The following is a 16,208-nucleotide window of genomic DNA, read 5'->3' on the forward strand; positions in this document are numbered from 1 at the left end:
GATGCTTCGGATCGTAGCTCTATTGCTTCGAGAGCCCGACGATGGTCCGGAATCCGGCGATGCTCTGCACCGCGATTTCGACGGGATCGCCGAAGCGGACGGCATTGAAGATCAGGCCGTCCTGAACCTTGAACGATTCGATCCGGTCCGGAGACAGCCGTATCAACAGCGCGTCGTTGCGTTCATCGACGCGATCGACGACGCCGCGCAGCGTCTCGCTCGCCTGCGGATGGACCATCGCCGCCTGCAATGTGACGGCCGCGTCCTGCTGCTCGTCGAGGGCGGCCGGTACTGCCAGGGTTGCGCCCGGCCCCAGCACGGCCATGCACAGGGCCACAATAGCTCTCATCATGATTGTCACTCCATCGATTGGTCGACGACTTTCGCGCGCGCAAGCTCAGTCACGCTCCTTGACCTGGCCGCTGCTGTCGATCACGAGCCGCACCGGCTTGCCGTTCTTCATCGCCTTCGCCGTCGTGCCCTCGGCCGTCGACTTGACCTCGCTGATCTCGGCGTAGCCGGCGGCGCGAAGTTTCGCGACCAGCTCGTCCTGCGTCAGGGCATGGGCCGGCACGGCCGCACCTGCGATCGTCAGTGCGAGAATCAAGTGGGAGAGTCTTCGTTTATGCATGGTTGTTCTCCTGGTTGTGTTGTGTGCTGCCCCAGGTTCTTGCGATGCGTGCCGTTCCGCTCAGATGACGCCGGCGAGGCGCAGCAGCACGCCCGTGATGCAGGACGCGGCAAGGACACCGAGCATCCCCGCATTGAAGCGGAAGATCGCGATCGCGGCGGCGATGGACAGCGCCAGTGCCGGCCAGTCGACGCTGCCGGGTACCGGCGCGTCGAACGACAGGCCAAACCCGTGCACCGCGAAGGTTTGCCGGAACAGCGTATGCAGCGCGAACCAGATCGATAGGTTGAGGATCACGCCGACCACGGCGGCGGTGATCGCCGAGAGCGCGCCCGCCAACGCCTTGTTGCCGCGCAGCGCCTCGATGTAGGGCGCTCCGACGAAGATCCACAGGAAGCACGGCGTGAACGTCACCCAGGTCGCGAGCAACCCGCCGAGCGTGGCGGCAAGCATCGGCGACAGCCCGCTTGCCTCGCGGAACGCGGCCATGAAGCCCACGAACTGCACCACCATGATCAGCGGGCCGGGCGTGGTCTCGGCCATGCCGAGCCCGTCCAGCATCTCGCGCGGGCTGACCCAGTGATAGTAGTCCGCGGCCTGTTGCGCGACATAGGCGAGCACGGCGTAGGCGCCGCCGAACGTCACCATCGCCATCTTGCTGAAGAAGATCGCGATCTGCGTGAACACGTCGCCGGGCCCGAGCGCAACGAGCAGGGCGAACACCGGCACCAGCCAGAGCGCGAGCCAGATCGCGCCGACCCGCAAGGTGCGCGATGCGTTGGGACGGACATGATCCGGCACCGCTTCACCGAGCATGCCGTCGATCACGGCGGAATTCTTGCCGCCATGCTCGATCGCCGCAAATTCGCTCCGGCCGAGGCGTGCGCCGATCAGACCTGTGACCGCGGCGGCTCCGATGATCACCGGAAACGGCACGGCGAAGAAGAAGATGGCGACGAAGGCGATCGCCGCGAGCGCGATCATCACCCGGTTGCGCAGCGCGCGCTTGCCGACCCGCACCACGGCCTGGATCACGATGGCCAGCACCGCGGCCTTCAGGCCGAAGAACAGCGCCTCGACAAACCCGACATTGCCATATGTCGCATAGATATAGCTGAGGCCCATGATGGCGAAGATGCCGGGCAGGATGAACAGCCCGCCCGCCACGATGCCGCCGAGCGTGCGGTGCAGTAGCCAGCCGATATAGGTCGCCAGCTGCTGCGCCTCCGGCCCCGGCAGCAGCATGCAGTAGTTGAGGGCGTGCAGGAAACGCCCCTCCGAGATCCAGTTCTTCTCCTCGACCAGGATGCGATGCATCACCGCGATCTGGCCGGCCGGTCCGCCAAAGCTCAGGATGGCGACGCGCATCCAGACCAGCAGCGCCTCGTTGAAGGAGATGCCGTGCGCGGGCTCATGCCCGCGCGCCTTCGCTGTCGTTGCGACGTCGGTCATGGCTTCACCTTGCTGGTCGGCCAGTTGTGCGTCTCCTTGGTCGCGTCGCGGCACCATCGGTAGAACGCGTCGTAGAGCAGCAGCCCGGCGCTCAACTGCTCGAGGTCGTCGTCGAACATGCGCGACAGCCCGAGCGAGGCGGCGAGCAGCCCGGGCGCCTCCGGCGAAAGCTCGAGCCGCGCGGTATCGGCCGCTCGCACCATCGTCGCGAGCCGCTCCAGCGCCGGCGTCGCGAGGCCGAATTCCTTGACCATCACGTCGAAGGTGCAGAGTTCGCCGCGATGGCTCCAGAACACGTTCTCGATGTCGAACGGCGTGGCGTCGAACCGTTCGGCGACCCCCTCGACCTCTGCCGATGTGACGAACAGGAACACCGCCGCGGGATCGACGAAGCGGCGGATCAGCCATGGACAGGCGATGCGATCGATCTTCGGCCGCGATCGCGTCACCCAGACGGTGCGGCCCCGTCCGTCGCGTTTCGGAATCTTGTCGGCGGGAACGGTCGGTAGCTCCGCTTCCCGCCAGCCGAGGTGGCCGCCCTCGAGAATCTCGGCCGTGATGTTGCTGCAGCGGAGCCAGGCGGCGGTGCCTTCGGCAAGCTTCTGCCCCTTCTGGCAGACCACGACCACGGACTGGCCGGTGAGGCGGGAAGCCCAGTCCTGGACGTCGAGATGGGAGTAGCGGACCGCGCCCGGAATCAGGCGCGGATCGGCGGCGAAATCTTCATCGAGGCGAACGTCGACGAGCGTCGGCGCCTTGGCCGTGCCGATGAGACGGGACAATTTTTCGGATGAGATCGATGTGTATGACGACATGGTGCGCCCTTGGTGACAGGACGCGATTCTTGGGCGTGTCGCCTCGCGGGGAGATCGCACATCCCCGGAGCCGTATCAAAAGCCCTGATCCCCGGGCTGTCAACCGGGCTTTGCCAAATCCCGCAGCAATCGCCGATCGACAGTCACGAAAACTTCATCGCGCAGCTTGGAACGAACGTCCGCTGCAGGAGCGGCAGGCTGCCCCTTCAATCGCCAACCGAAGCCGGCTCGAGCCGATGGGTCACATCTCCATCTCCGGCGAGTTGCGAATAGGAACATACAATTCGCTGCCGAGTTGCGCGGTGGCAGGGACCAGCTCAGGTAGATGCCGACACCGCGAACATGTCGCACTCCCGCCTGCACTCATTGGAGCAATGCCGATTGATGGACAGTCATTATTGGCATGCGACGCCTGTTGCTCTTGTCGCTATGCTGCTCATCACAACAACCGGCGGCGCTCTCGCCCACGATCATCAGCACCCCGATTTGAACGGTTGGTACGAGGGCTTGCATAGCAGCAAGGGCCCCTGCTGCGATGGCACGGATGCGCAGCACATCGACGACGTCGACTGGGAAACCAGGAACGGCCACTATCGGGTGCGCATCGATGGCGAGTGGGTTGATGTTCCGAACGAGGCCGTCGTGCCCGGGCCAAACCTGTCCGGCCGGCCCATCGTGTGGCCCTACTACATAGACGGTCATCCGAAGGCGCGTTGCTTCATGCCTGGAAGCATGGGCTGACACCCGCCGCTGACATCCCGCCCGCCATCTCTGATGCGCGCCCGGCTGGACGACGGCGCGCTTGACTAATATAGGGTACCCCCCTATATTACAATCATGTCGCATACCATCAAGCACAAGTCCAAGCTCGTCGGCCGGGTTCGCCGCATCAAGGGCCAGCTGGAGGCCGTCGAGCGCGCGCTGGAGTCCGAGATTGGTTGTGCCGACGTGTTGATGCTGGTGGCCTCGGTTCGCGGCGCCATCAACGGGCTCACCGCGGAATTGCTCGAGGATCACATCCGCCACCACGTCGTGGATCCTGCCCGGGAAAAGGATCCCGAGAAGGCGCAGGGCGCCGCGGACCTGATCGACGTCGTTCGTACCTACTTGAAGTGAATGCCATGACCGATCTGTCTCAGCTGCTCCAGCAGGGCAGCGCGCATGCATGGCTGTTCGTACCCAGCGCGATCCTGCTCGGTGCGTTGCACGGGCTCGAGCCCGGCCACTCCAAGACGATGATGGCGGCCTTCATCATCGCGATCCGCGGCACCGTGGTGCAGGCGGTGCTGCTCGGCCTGTCGGCGACGATCTCGCACACCGCCATCGTCTGGCTGGTCGCGCTCGCCGGGCTTCACTTCGGCCAGCAATGGTCCGGAGAACGCAGCGAAGCCTGGCTGCAACTGGTGTCGGCGGTGATCATCATCGCGATCGCGGCCTGGATGGCCTGGCGCACCTGGCGCGAGCAGACTGCCGAACACGATCACGATCATCACCATCATCACGACGAAACGCGCCGGCTGGTCCTGGCCGGACAATCGCTTTCGCTCGAGGTCTTCGAGGACGGCGTGCCGCCGCGCTGGCGGTTGCGCAGCGAGGCCGGTGTGCTGCCCGCGGCCGGCGACGTTGCCGTCGTGACGATCCGTCCCGACGGCAGCGAGCAACGCTTTCGTTTCGCCGGCCACGGCGGCTATCTGGAAAGCATCGACGAAATTCCGGAGCCGCATGCGTTCAAGGCGCGCGTCTCGGTGCGGGCGGACATGGCGGAAGTCCTGTTCGAGGAGCATGATCATGCGCATATGGATCTCGGCGACGAGGACGACGCGCATGCGCGCGCGCACGCCGCCGACATCCGCAAGCGCTTTGCCGGACGCACCGTCACGACGTGGCAGATCATCCTGTTCGGCCTGACCGGCGGGCTGATTCCGTGTCCGGCGGCGATCACTGTGCTGCTGCTCTGCCTCCAGCTCAAGCAGTTCAGCCTCGGCTTCGTGCTGGTGCTTTGCTTCGGCATCGGGCTTGCGATCACCATGGTCTCCGCCGGTGTTGCGGCCGCGCTGAGCCTGCGTCATGTCGAGCGCCATTGGGCCGGCTTCAGCCGCTTTGCCCATCGTGCTCCCTACGTGTCGGCCGCGCTGATCGTGCTCGTCGGCCTCTACACGGGCTGGCTCGGGTTGCATGGGATCACGGCGTGATCCGCTTCACCCCACTTCCATCTTGAAACCTGCGTGCGGTGGTCTAGATTTGCCTCAAGGGGACAAGGCAGACTCCCCGTGAGACCTCGGTCCAAGCTCTGCGCGACATTCACCGTCGTGGAGCTTTCACATGGACACCGAACCACACACACTTCTTCGTTCCGAAAATCGTCGTTGCAAAATCGCTATCCTGTCGCGTGGCGACGCCACGTCGCGCCGGGAGGCGACGGCGCAAAACAGCCGTTTCGTCCGCGTCTTCGAAGCGCTCGCTGCCACCGGCATCGAAGCCGTTCCCGTCGTCTATGACGAGACATTCGTCGATACGGTCCGCGACCAATTGCTGACGATGGACGGCGTTCTCGTCTGGGTCGATCCGATCCATCAGGGCAAGACGCGCGCGGCCCTCGATCCGCTGCTGCGCGACGTCGCGGCGAAGGGACCGTGGGTCAGCGCACATCCCGACGTCATCCTCAAGATGGGCGTCAAGGACGTGCTGTACCGGACGCGTCATCTGGGCTGGGGCGCCGACACCCATCGATACGCCACGGCAAGGCCCGGATTCCCCGGAAGCCCAGCCCGGACCGCGCATCATGCACGGCCCCGATGCCCCGCAATTCCAGGCATTGCGAAGGTTGATGGAGGACGAATGGATCCCGCAAATGATGGCCGCGCTGGCGATCGATGAAGCGTCAGAGGGCAGCCGTATCGATGGAGGATCAAAAACCATCTAGTCTTTGATCAAGAGGGGGTTCCGGCGTAGCCCGCCACCAGCACTCTAGCTGCCTACCGAATTTTCAACAACCACGACCGGCAGTGGACTTACACCAGAAGCCGACCGCAGGGCCACGCAAGAAGCCTGCGAAGGCGTACCGGATTGTAAGATGACACGCCGCAGCGACCAGACTTCAAGCATGCTCGGACCAACGATCTACGTATGTTTCCCGGACGTAGTCGCCCGGATAGCCAGCCCGGCAAAAACCGGGCAGAAGGGAGGCACATTTCATCCCCGAGACATACTGACGTTCACCCGGCGGCCTTCGTTGGCTGCCGGGTTTTTTGCTCTCAATGGAGATCAGCCGGGCCATTCACAGCCAAGGCTACCTACTTGGATGGCGTTACCGCGATGGCATGAGGCCGTCAGTTTCGCCGGTGCTCGGACGAGCCATGATACGGATCACCGAAGAGAGCGCAGCGAGGACAATACCGATCAGCAGCTTTGCCGAGTTGGCGCTCGAACTCCTTTCGGAGCGCTTCTCCCTCCCAAGTCGTGCCGTCGCACTTGATAAGCTTTCTGGCGCGCGCAAAGGCGTGGTTTTCAGCGGCGTCATCACCGACGCGCACGAGTACATCAAGGTGGAAAGGACATACTGCTACGGCGCGCGTCGTTTCCAGCGCGTAGTGCACGGCTGAACGCAAATCATTTGTTTGGCTGCTTATGGGCATGCGAGCCTCCTCGGAAGAATCGGGGCTCGGAGTGTTAGGGCTTGAGCCCCATTCAATAGTCAGGCTATTTCGGATGCAACTTAACTCTAGCCCGATCGGCAGGATCACCATTTGATGTAGCACAAAAGAACAAGCGAAGCCGGAGTGAAGGGAAGAAGTACTGAGAGCACGAAGTAAGCCGTAACCCATCGCGCAGGGAAAGCCGGGTTGTTTCCGGTTACACCTGTGGTCCTACCCCCGTGCTTTCTATCCTTTGCACGGGCCCATGGGTGCGATCGGCACCCGGCTTTCCCTGCGCCCTCTGTCCAAGAGAGGGCGAAACGAAGAGCAAAGCTCGGACAAAACATGTCGCGAGAATGCGGATGTGTGACTCACGGACCGCGCCACACACTCAACGTCGTCCTGGCGAAAGCCAGGACCCATTACCCTAAATGCCGATCATTGTGCGATGCTGATACGACGAGTCCCGCTCACAACGTCCGCTGCGGCGTATGGGTCCGGCTTTCGCCGGGACGACGGCGGTGGTCATTCGCACGCAGCGCCATTCACCACTCCCCGCGACGCCGAAGCGCGTGCTTCGGGCTACCCATTGCCAGTCCGATCTTCTATGGTGAACCGTTCGGGTCGCACGAGGCGAACTCGATAATTCCACGATATCAAAGGCTTAAGGCTCGGATCGAAGCCTTTGGAGGGCGGTTTGACGCGGTATATTTCGACCAGGGGTGAAGCCCCGGTGCTTGGCTTCTGCGATGTGATGCTGACCGGGCTTGCCCGTGACGGCGGGCTTTACGTGCCCGAGACCTGGCCGCAGCTGTCGCCCGAGACCATCGCCACCTTCTTCGGCCGTCCCTATTGGGAGGTCGCGGTCGAGATCATCCGGCCGTTTGTCGCCGGCGAGATTTCCGATGCCGAACTCGGCCGCATGGCCAACGAGGCCTATGCCACCTTCCGCCATCCCGCGGTGGTGCCGCTCGATCAGGCCGGGCCGAACCAGTTCCTGCTCGAGCTGTTCCACGGGCCGACCCTGGCGTTCAAGGACGTCGCGATGCAGCTGATCTCGCGGCTGATGGATCACGTGCTGGCCAAGCGCGCGCAGCGCACCACCATCGTCGTCGCGACCTCGGGCGATACCGGCGGCGCCGCGGTCGAGGCTTTTGCCAATCTCGACAATGTCGACCTCGTGGTGCTGTTCCCGAACGGGCGCATCTCCGAGGTGCAGCGCCGCATGATGACCACGACCGGCGCCGCCAACGTCCACGCGCTGGCGATCGAAGGCACGTTCGACGATTGCCAGGCGCTGGTGAAGGCGATGTTCAACAACCATCGCTTCCGCGACACGGTGGCGCTGTCGGGCGTCAACTCGATCAACTGGGCGCGCATCGTCGCGCAGGTGGTCTACTATTTCACCTCGGCGGTCGCGCTCGGCTCGCCGCAGCGCACCGTCGACTTCACGGTGCCGACCGGCAATTTCGGCGACATCTTCGCGGGCTACGTCGCCAAGCGGATGGGGCTGCCGATCCGGAACCTGCGCATCGCCGCCAACGTCAACGACATCCTGGCGCGCACGCTGAAGACCGGCATTTACGAGGTGCGCGAGGTGCACGCCACGACGTCGCCGTCGATGGACATCCAGGTGTCGTCGAACTTCGAGCGGCTGCTGTTCGAGGCGAGCGGCCGCGACGCCGATCAGGTCCGCCGCCTGATGGCCTCGCTGAAGCAGTCCGGCCGCTTCGTGCTGCCGGATGCGACGCTGGCCGCCGTGCGCCGTGATTTCGACGCCGGCCGCGCCGACGAGACCGAGACGGCGGCGGCGATCCGCGCCGCGTGGCGCGAGGCCGGCGATCTGGTCGATCCCCACACCGCGGTGGCGCTCGCGGTCGCCGACCGCGACACCTCCGATTCCAGGATTCCCAACATCGTGCTGTCGACCGCGCACGCGGCCAAATTCCCCGACGCGGTGGAAGCCGCCTGCGGGGTGCGTCCGCAGCTGCCGGTCTGGCTCGGAGGCCTGATGAGCAAATCCGAACACATCACGGTCATGAAGAATGATTCTGCCGAGGTCGAGCGCTTCGTGCTGTCGGTCAGCCGTGCTGCCAAGCAGGGAGTTGCCTGATGGGCGTTGAAATCACCAAGCTGCCGAGCGGCCTGACGATCGTCACCGACACCATGCCGCATCTGGAAACCGCGGCGCTCGGGGTCTGGGCCGGCGTCGGCGGGCGCGACGAGAAGCCGAACGAGCACGGCATCTCGCATCTGCTCGAACACATGGCGTTCAAGGGCACGGCGCGGCGCTCCTCGCGCGAGATCGTCGAGGAGATCGAGGCGGTCGGCGGCGACCTCAATGCCGGGACCTCGACCGAGACCACGGCCTATTATGCGCGGGTGATGAAGGCGGACGTGCCGCTGGCGCTCGACGTGCTCTCGGACATCCTCGCCAACCCCTCCTTCGTGCCGGACGAGCTGGAGCGCGAGAAGAGCGTCATCGTGCAGGAGATCGGCGCGGCGCAGGATACGCCCGACGACGTCGTGTTCGAGCATCTCAACGAGCTCTGCTATCCGGAGCAGCCGATGGGCCGCTCGCTGCTCGGCACCGCCAAGACGCTGAAGGCCTTCGATCGCGACATGCTGCGCGGCTATCTCTCGACGCATTACCGCGCCCCCGACATGGTGGTCGCGGCCGCCGGCGCGGTCGATCACGCGCGCATCGTCGAGGACGTCGTGCAGAAATTCGCAAGCTTCGAGGCCACGCCGCCGCCGAAGCCGCAGGCCGCGATGTTCGGCAAGGGCGGCTCGCGGGTGGTGCATCGCGACCTCGAGCAGGCGCATCTGACGCTGGCGCTCGAAGGCGTGCCGCAGACCGACCCGTCGCTGTTCTCGCTGCAGGTCTTCACCAACACGCTCGGCGGCGGGATGTCGTCGCGGCTGTTCCAGGAGGTGCGCGAAAAGCGCGGGCTGTGCTACTCGATCTACACCTTCCACGCACCCTACACCGACACCGGCTTCTTCGGCCTCTATACCGGGACCGATCCGGCGGATGCGCCGGAAATGATGGAAGTCATCGTCGACGTCATCAGCGACGCGGTCGAAACCCTGACCGAGGCCGAGGTCGCCCGCGCCAAGGCGCAGATGAAGGCCGGCCTGTTGATGGCGCTGGAAAGCTGTTCATCCCGGGCCGAACAATTGGCACGCCATGTGCTAGCCTATGGCCGGCCGCAGACGGTGGAAGAGCTGGTGGCGCGGATCGACGCGGTCAGCGTCGAATCGAGCCGCAACGCCGCCCGTGCCCTGCTGGCGCGCAGCCGGCCCGCCGTTGTCGCGCTCGGCAGCGGCAGGGGTCTGGACACGGCGGTGGCTTTTGCGGAAGGATTGACGAAGTCGAAGGCAAAGACGCTGCTGCACTAAGGGGGCCGCGAGGCTCGGGGGCAGGGTGTCACGCCCGAATGGGCGGGGGAGTGTTGGGCCATGGCCCTGTTTCGTTTGCCGTCCAATGGACCCGCTGCACTGATGCCGCGCGGTCACGGGCTGTTGCTGCGCGCGCCGCAGATGTCGGATTTCCCGCAATGGGCGCAATTGCGCGAATTCAGCCGCGCCTATCTCACGCCATGGGAGCCGATCTGGCCCTCCGACGACCTGACCCGCGCGGGCTTCCGCCGGAGGTTGCGCCGCTACACCGAGGATATCGCCGCCGACCGGTCCTATCCGTTCATCATCTTCCGCGAATCGGACGGGGTGATGATCGGCGGCATCACGCTCGCCAATGTCCGCCGCGGCATCGTGCAGGCCGGCACGATCGGCTATTGGGTCGGGCTGCCGCACGCCCATCGCGGCTACATGACGACGGCGCTGCGGGTCTTGCTGCCCTCGCTGTTCGGCGAGCTCAATCTGCACCGCATCGAGGCCGCCTGCATTCCCTCCAATGCCTCGTCGATCCGCGTGCTGGAGAAGTGCGGCTTCACCCGCGAGGGCCTGGCGCGGCGCTATCTCTGCATCAACGGGATCTGGCAGGACCACCTGCTGTTCGGCCTGCTGCACGAGGATTTCCGCGGCTGAATCATAAGCCTATTGGCTGATGGCGATACCGATTCCATGCCTTGGGTTCGCCGCCATTGCCTTGCTATAACGCCCGCGAAACGGGGAACCGGGCTTGGAGATTTGAGGAAATTGATGGGTGACAGGGTGATCAGGTTCGCGCTCGCGGCGGCGGTATCGATCGGTCTCGGTGCCACCCTGCTGCCGTCGGCAGCTTCCGCGCAGTCGCTGAGCGACCGCTTCAAGAGCCTGTTCGGCGGCGGCTCGTCCGACCAGGACAAGCCTGCCGCGCCCGCAGCGCCGCAGCAGCTCAACGATGCCGACGCCGAGCTGACCTGCCCGCCGGTGCAGATCCGCTCCGGGGCCTCGACCTATTCCGTGGCCGCGAACGGCAAGGAAGCGGTCGGCAACGACGTCAAGTTCCTGGCCTCGATCACGCGCACGGCGCGGCAATGCAATCTGAATAGCGGCCAGATCACGGCCAAGATCGGTATTCAGGGGCGGATCATTGTCGGTCCCCAGGGCGCGCCGCCGAGTATCCAGGTGCCGCTTCGCGTCGCCGTGGTGCAGGGCGGCGTCGGCGAGAAGACGATCATGACAAAGGCCTACACCACCACGGTGCAGATGGACGAGAGCGGCAGCGTGCCGTTCAGCCTGGTTGCCGAGGACGTCGTCTATCCAGCGCCGTCGCCGGCCGACAACGACAATTACATCTTCTATATCGGCTTCGACCCGCAGGCCCTGAAGCCGGAGCCCAAGGCCCGCGCGCCGCACAAGAAGAAGTAACAGCGCGTTTTCGAGCGAAGCGGATACCGGTTCGCGTGAAGAAAACGCGTCAAACGGACGAATCTGGACAAACGAAAAGGCCGGCGCGATGAGCTCGCGCCGGCCTTTTGTCGAAGGGGTTGAGATCGCGTCAGTTCAGCTTGGAGCGGACTTCGGCGATGCCCTTGCCGACGAGGTCGTCGGCAACCGAGCCCTTGACCGATTGCGACAGGATGGTCGAGGCGGCGGTCACGGCGGCGTTGGCCGCGGCGGCGCGGACATCGGCCACGGCCTGGGCCTCGGCCTGGGCGATCTTGCTCTCGGCGGTCTTGGTCCGCCGGGCGACAAAATCTTCCATCTTGATCTTGGCTTCGGCCGCGATCCGCTCGGCTTCGGCCTTGGCGCTGGAGATGATCTCCTCGGCCTCGCGCTCCGCGCTGGCGCGGCGCGCCTTGTACTCGCCGAGCAGCTTATTGGCCTCGTCCTTCAGGCGGCGGGCGTCTTCCAGCTCGGCCTTGATGCGCTCGGCACGGTGGTCGAGCGCCGTCAGCAGGGTGCGATGGACGCCGAGATAGCCGAACACGACCAGCAGAATGACGAAGGCGATCGCAACCCAGGTTTCCGGTTCGTAAAACATCGTCTATCCCTTCAGCGACGCGTCGACGGCGCTGTTGACCGCATTGGCGTCCGGCGTGACGCCGGCGAGTTGCTGGACGATGGCGCCGGCCGCATCCGCCGCGATGCCGCGGACATTGCTCATGGCGTTGGTCCGGGTCGTTGCGATCTGCTTCTCGGCGTCGGCGAGCTTTGCCGCCAGCTTCTCTTCCAGCGCCTTGCGCTCGGCTTCCGAGGCCGCGTTCAGCTTCTCGCGGGTCTCGTTGCCGATCGCCTGCGCGTTGGCGCGCGCATTCGCCAGCTCGGTCTCGTAGGCCTTCAGCGCCGCGTCGGACTCGTCCTTCAGCTTCTGCGCTTCGGCCAGATCGCCCTCGATCTTGTTCTGACGTGCGTCGATCGTCCCGCCGACCCGCGGCAGGGCGAAACGCGACACGATCAGGTAGAGCGCGACAAAGGCAATCGCCAGCGACACCAGCTGCGAGGCGAAATTGGACGAATCGAACGGCGGAAAGGCTCCGCCGTGATGTCCGCCGTCGGTCTCGGTGTGGGCGCCGGCTTTCTGGCCTTTTGCCTCGCCATGACTCTCAGCCATGGTGTTCTCCTGTTGCTGTCATGCGCGCCGCCCTTGGGATGACCTTTGGGCGGCGCGAAGAGGTTACCGCTGGTGCGGAACCGGGTTGCCGCAGAGCGGAACCGGGGTGCCGCTCAGAGCGGAACGAACAGCAGGAGCAGCGCGATCAGCAGCGAGAAGATGCCGAGCGCTTCGGTCACGGCGAAGCCGAAGATCAGGTTGCCGAACTGGCCCTGAGCGGCCGACGGGTTACGCACCGCAGCGGCGAGGTAGTTGCCGAAGATGATGCCCACGCCGACGCCCGCGCCGCCCATGCCGATGCACGCGATGCCCGCGCCGATAAGTTTTGCTGCTGCCGGTTCCATATGTAGCTCCTTGAGAAAGATAGACAGATTGGTGGGTGGAGATTCCCCGGACCGCTTAGTGTCCCGGATGAATGGCGTCGTTGAGGTAGATGCAGGTCAGGATCGCGAACACGTAGGCCTGCAGGAACGCGACCAGCAGTTCGAGGGCGTACAGCGCAATCGTGAGCGCCAGCGGCAGCACGCCGCCGACCCAGCCGAGCGCGCCCAGCGAGAAGCCGAGCATCGCGACGAAGCCCGCGAACACCTTCAGCGCGATGTGGCCGGCCAGCATGTTGGCGAACAGACGAACGCTGTGCGAGACCGGCCGCAGGAAGAACGACAGGATCTCGATGAACATGACCAGCGGCAGGATGTAGATCGGAACGCCGTGGGGGACGAAGATGCTGAAGAATTTCAGGCCGTTCTTGTAGACGCCATAGATCAGGACGGTGAAGAACACCAGAAGGGCGAGCGCCGCGGTGACGATCAGATGGCTCGCGATCGTGAAGGTGTAGGGGATGACGCCGACCAGGTTCGACACGCAGAGGAACATGAAGAGCGAGAAGATCAGCGGGAAGAACTTCATGCCTTCCGCGCCGGCCGTGCTGCGAATCGTGGTGGCGACGAACTCGTAGGAGATTTCGGCGACCGACTGCAGCCGTCCCGGAACCAGTTCCCGGCCGCTCGCCAGCATCAGCAGCGCAATCAGCAGCACCGCGATGAGCATGAAGAGCGAGGAATTGGTGAAGGCGATCGTGTGATTGCCGATGTGGCCGAGCGTGAAGAGGGGCTCGATATTGAACTGGTGGATCGGGTCGATTTTCATCCGCGCGGCTCTTGGTCCACCGGCTATCGTGCCGGTAATCGAATTTCAAATGTCGTGACTTCCCGCCAGCGCTCAGCGCTTGCCCGAGGCCACGCCCGCGGACCTCACCACGTTGACCACCCCGGCGACGAAGCCGAGCAGCGTTAACACGATGAAGCCGAATGGCGACGTCGACAGCAAACGGTCGACCCCCCAGCCAATCGCCGCTCCGACGGCAACGCCCGCGATCAGCTCCGAGGAAAGACGAAAACCGAGCGCCATCGCCGAAGCTCTGGCCGCACTGTCCCCGCTTTCATTTCCGGATTGATCAGTCTTGCTCCTGCGGCTGTCGCGAATTTCTGACAACCGATGATCGAGACTTCCGAGCCTTGCGGAAAGCGCAGCTTCGTCAGGAGGCGATTGATCGCGACTTCCATTTGCGCCGTCGTTGGTGTTCTCAGCCATGCTGCAAACACTAACCGATGCCGCGGATGATGGAAATTGCGCCCGTCCCCGTCAAAAGCCGCGCGGACCATACTTACCGCGTCTAATCAAGTCAAGATTGCGTCGTGACCAGTTATTGCTTTGATTCTGCTGGTTTTATTGGAAGATATTCAAGGTCAGAGTGACGCAGTGATCGCAGTGCAACAGCTTGCGTGGCATTGAGCGATATTGCGTGGCTTTTCCCGCTCTGCTGGGATCGCCGAAAGTCCCGTCCTCTCACCCAGTCAGATTCCGCATGCCGCGCCAGATCGACTACTACTTCTCGCTGCAATCGCCCTGGGCCTATATCGGCCACAAGCCTTTCGTTCGACTCGTAAGCACTTACGATCTCAAGGTAAATTACCGACCTGTGCTGCTGGTCGATCTGTTTTCGGAGACCGGCGGGCTGCCGCTCGCCAAGCGCCATCCGGTGCGGCAGCGCTATCGGATGATCGAGTTGCAGCGCTGGCGCGACAAGCGCGGGCTGAATTTTCATCTGCAGCCGGCCAACTGGCCGTTCAACGGGCGCCTCGCCGATGGTGTAGTAATCGCGATGCTCGAGGCCGGCCTCGACCCCGAGCCGTTCCTGCAACGGGCCTATCCTGCGGTCTGGGAGCAGCAGCTTAATCTTGCCGATCCTGCGACACTGGTGAAGCTCGCCGACGATGCCGGTTTGCCCGGCCGGCAGCTGGTCGAGCGCTCCGGCACTGAAGCGATCAGCGCGGCCTATGAGCAGAATCGCCAGAATGCACTGGACGCCGACGTGTTCGGCTCGCCCGGATACGTGCTCGATGGCGAGGTGTTCTGGGGCCAGGACCGGATTGAATTGCTTGAAGACGCGTTGAAGTCAGGCCGCAAGCCCTATAGCTCTGTGGTCTAGGGCAGGAATCAGGTCGAGGCGGAGCAAGCCATGCCCATCGCGATGTCGCCGTCGAAATTGTCCATCGCAATTGCTGCCATCCTGATCGCAAGCGGCGGCGCGGCGATCGCGCAAACCGCACCGGACACCGAGAATGGCCGCTACGCCTTGTCTCCGGCCGGCGACGGTTTCCTGCGGCTCGACACGCGCACCGGCGCGGTGTCGACCTGCACCAATTCCAGCGCCGGCTGGGCCTGTTACATGGTGCCGGACGAGCGGGCGGCGCTGGATGCAGAGATCGGGCGTCTGCAAGCCGACAATGACAAGCTCAAGGGCGAGCTCGCCGCGCGCGCACCGTCGGCCAAGACCGACGAGGCGTTGCCGAAATCGGATTCGTTGAAGAAGCCAGAGCCGAAGAGCGCCGAGGGCGAGCGCAAGATCGAGATCCCGCTGCCGAGCGACCGCGACATGGATCGCATGATGTCGTTCGTGGAGCGAGCCTGGCGGCGGCTGATCGAGATGGCCAACCGCGTGCAGCGCGACATCAATGGCGGCAAGATTTGAGGTGACGCTGCTCCAATGTCGTCCCGGCTCCCGTGCGCAATTGCGCACTAGGCCGGGACGACATGGTGAAAGTTACAGATGAATTCATCGAGGACCATCACGCACTCGGCGCCATCCTCCGTCGCGGCAACCAGCATCGTGTCGTCGCGCCTGGCGGTCGAAACGTCGGGCGCCGGCTTTACCGACATCACGCGCGAGGTCGCCAAATTCCTGCGCGAGGTGCGCGCCGGCGAGGGTGCGGTCACGCTGTTCATCCGCCACACCTCGGCCTCGCTGACGATCCAGGAGAATGCCGATCCGACCGTGCTGGTCGACCTGAAGACGGCGCTCGACCGTGCGGCGCCCGAAGACGGCGGCTGGCGTCATGACACCGAAGGCCCTGACGACATGCCGGCGCACATCAAGACCATGCTGACGGCGACCTCGCTGCAAGTCCCCGTGCTCGACGGCGAGATGGCGCTCGGCACCTGGCAGGGCATCTATCTGATCGAGCATCGCGCCCGTCCGCACCGGCGCGAGATCGTGCTGCAATTCGTCGGCGCCACGCGCTGATGCGCTGGACCTGTCTTTTAAGACGTGGCCTCCAAATGACATCGGCCGCGGATCGCTCCGCGGCCGATGCATTTTGATCGCGATGTCG

Annotated in this window: 21 protein-coding genes; 12 read left to right on the plus strand and 9 right to left on the minus strand. The window is 64.3% G+C overall.

Annotated elements, in window-relative coordinates; translation table 11 throughout:
* Positions 1-19: 19 nt before the first annotated feature.
* From JEY66_RS03885 to JEY66_RS03900, 4 genes are all read right to left on the minus strand, one after another.
* A complete protein-coding gene (locus JEY66_RS03885; protein WP_016847068.1) occupies positions 20-325 on the minus strand; it encodes a hypothetical protein in 306 nt (101 codons plus the stop codon).
* A gap of 72 nt (positions 326-397) precedes the next feature.
* Positions 398-631, minus strand: a complete 234-nt coding sequence (locus JEY66_RS03890) for a hypothetical protein (RefSeq protein ID WP_026191930.1) — start codon at positions 629-631, stop codon at positions 398-400.
* 60 nt (positions 632-691) lie between these two features.
* On the minus strand, positions 692-2,083 hold the full coding sequence (gene chrA, locus JEY66_RS03895; protein ID WP_018269054.1) for a chromate efflux transporter: 1,392 nt from the start codon (positions 2,081-2,083) through the stop codon (positions 692-694).
* Positions 2,080-2,898: a chromate resistance protein ChrB domain-containing protein gene (locus tag JEY66_RS03900; protein WP_016847066.1), complete on the minus strand. Its 819-nt coding sequence runs from the start codon at positions 2,896-2,898 to the stop codon at positions 2,080-2,082. Before JEY66_RS03900 ends, chrA begins: the two co-directional genes overlap by 4 nt.
* Before the next feature lie 384 nt (positions 2,899-3,282).
* On the opposite strand from JEY66_RS03900, the gene JEY66_RS03905 reads away from it, so the two are divergent.
* From JEY66_RS03905 to JEY66_RS03945, 9 genes are all read left to right on the plus strand, one after another.
* Positions 3,283-3,639 (plus strand): hypothetical protein, encoded by a 357-nt coding sequence (locus tag JEY66_RS03905; protein WP_240536796.1) that lies wholly within the window; start codon positions 3,283-3,285, stop codon positions 3,637-3,639.
* Between the two features lie 96 nt (positions 3,640-3,735).
* Entirely contained in the window at positions 3,736-4,014 is a 279-nt protein-coding gene (locus JEY66_RS03910) for a metal/formaldehyde-sensitive transcriptional repressor (RefSeq protein WP_016847064.1), read from the plus strand.
* Positions 4,015-4,019: 5 nt separating this feature from the next.
* Positions 4,020-5,090, plus strand: a complete 1,071-nt coding sequence (locus tag JEY66_RS03915) for a nickel/cobalt efflux transporter (protein WP_026191929.1) — start codon at positions 4,020-4,022, stop codon at positions 5,088-5,090.
* Between the two features lie 130 nt (positions 5,091-5,220).
* A complete protein-coding gene (locus tag JEY66_RS03920; RefSeq protein ID WP_050994284.1) occupies positions 5,221-5,775 on the plus strand; it encodes a hypothetical protein in 555 nt (184 codons plus the stop codon).
* A 479-nt stretch (positions 5,776-6,254) separates the two neighbouring features.
* A complete protein-coding gene (locus tag JEY66_RS03925) occupies positions 6,255-6,500 on the plus strand; it encodes a hypothetical protein (RefSeq protein WP_157183404.1) in 246 nt (81 codons plus the stop codon).
* A gap of 730 nt (positions 6,501-7,230) precedes the next feature.
* Positions 7,231-8,646: a threonine synthase gene (thrC, locus tag JEY66_RS03930; RefSeq protein WP_026191928.1), complete on the plus strand. Its 1,416-nt coding sequence runs from the start codon at positions 7,231-7,233 to the stop codon at positions 8,644-8,646.
* Positions 8,646-9,935 (plus strand): M16 family metallopeptidase, encoded by a 1,290-nt coding sequence (locus JEY66_RS03935; RefSeq protein WP_016847059.1) that lies wholly within the window; start codon positions 8,646-8,648, stop codon positions 9,933-9,935. The genes thrC and JEY66_RS03935 overlap by 1 nt, the downstream gene beginning before the upstream one ends.
* 60 nt (positions 9,936-9,995) lie before the next feature.
* Positions 9,996-10,583: a GNAT family N-acetyltransferase gene (locus JEY66_RS03940; protein WP_026191927.1), complete on the plus strand. Its 588-nt coding sequence runs from the start codon at positions 9,996-9,998 to the stop codon at positions 10,581-10,583.
* A 114-nt stretch (positions 10,584-10,697) separates the two neighbouring features.
* Entirely contained in the window at positions 10,698-11,348 is a 651-nt protein-coding gene (locus JEY66_RS03945; protein WP_016847057.1) for a hypothetical protein, read from the plus strand.
* A gap of 130 nt (positions 11,349-11,478) precedes the next feature.
* Here JEY66_RS03945 and JEY66_RS03950 read toward each other — a convergent pair whose 3' ends face one another.
* The 5 genes from JEY66_RS03950 to JEY66_RS03970 all read right to left on the minus strand — a co-directional run bounded on the left by JEY66_RS03950 (position 11,479) and on the right by JEY66_RS03970 (position 14,127).
* Entirely contained in the window at positions 11,479-11,964 is a 486-nt protein-coding gene (locus tag JEY66_RS03950; RefSeq protein ID WP_016847056.1) for a F0F1 ATP synthase subunit B family protein, read from the minus strand.
* A 3-nt stretch (positions 11,965-11,967) separates the two neighbouring features.
* Positions 11,968-12,534, minus strand: coding sequence for a F0F1 ATP synthase subunit B (locus JEY66_RS03955; RefSeq protein ID WP_016847055.1), 567 nt, complete (start codon positions 12,532-12,534; stop codon positions 11,968-11,970).
* A 113-nt stretch (positions 12,535-12,647) separates the two neighbouring features.
* Positions 12,648-12,878 carry a F0F1 ATP synthase subunit C gene (locus JEY66_RS03960; RefSeq protein ID WP_016847054.1) on the minus strand — a complete coding sequence of 77 codons (231 nt, stop codon included), beginning with the start codon at positions 12,876-12,878 and terminating at the stop codon, positions 12,648-12,650.
* Positions 12,879-12,933: 55 nt separating this feature from the next.
* Positions 12,934-13,683, minus strand: coding sequence for a F0F1 ATP synthase subunit A (locus JEY66_RS03965; protein ID WP_016847053.1), 750 nt, complete (start codon positions 13,681-13,683; stop codon positions 12,934-12,936).
* Positions 13,684-13,755: 72 nt separating this feature from the next.
* The gene (locus tag JEY66_RS03970) at positions 13,756-14,127 is read right to left on the minus strand and encodes an AtpZ/AtpI family protein (protein WP_026191926.1); all 372 of its coding nucleotides are present in this window, start codon (positions 14,125-14,127) and stop codon (positions 13,756-13,758) included.
* A gap of 274 nt (positions 14,128-14,401) precedes the next feature.
* Between JEY66_RS03970 and JEY66_RS03975 the strand changes: the two genes are divergently transcribed.
* The 3 genes from JEY66_RS03975 (at position 14,402) to JEY66_RS03985 (ending at position 16,120) form a co-directional block, all read left to right on the plus strand.
* Positions 14,402-15,025: a 2-hydroxychromene-2-carboxylate isomerase gene (locus JEY66_RS03975; RefSeq protein WP_016847051.1), complete on the plus strand. Its 624-nt coding sequence runs from the start codon at positions 14,402-14,404 to the stop codon at positions 15,023-15,025.
* 30 nt (positions 15,026-15,055) lie between these two features.
* Positions 15,056-15,568 carry a hypothetical protein gene (locus JEY66_RS03980; protein ID WP_016847050.1) on the plus strand — a complete coding sequence of 171 codons (513 nt, stop codon included), beginning with the start codon at positions 15,056-15,058 and terminating at the stop codon, positions 15,566-15,568.
* 78 nt (positions 15,569-15,646) lie between these two features.
* Positions 15,647-16,120 carry a secondary thiamine-phosphate synthase enzyme YjbQ gene (locus tag JEY66_RS03985; protein ID WP_016847049.1) on the plus strand — a complete coding sequence of 158 codons (474 nt, stop codon included), beginning with the start codon at positions 15,647-15,649 and terminating at the stop codon, positions 16,118-16,120.
* Positions 16,121-16,208: the final 88 nt, after the last annotated feature.

This window comes from Bradyrhizobium elkanii USDA 76, from assembly GCF_023278185.1.
GTDB classification, from domain to species: Bacteria; Pseudomonadota; Alphaproteobacteria; order Rhizobiales; family Xanthobacteraceae; genus Bradyrhizobium; species Bradyrhizobium elkanii.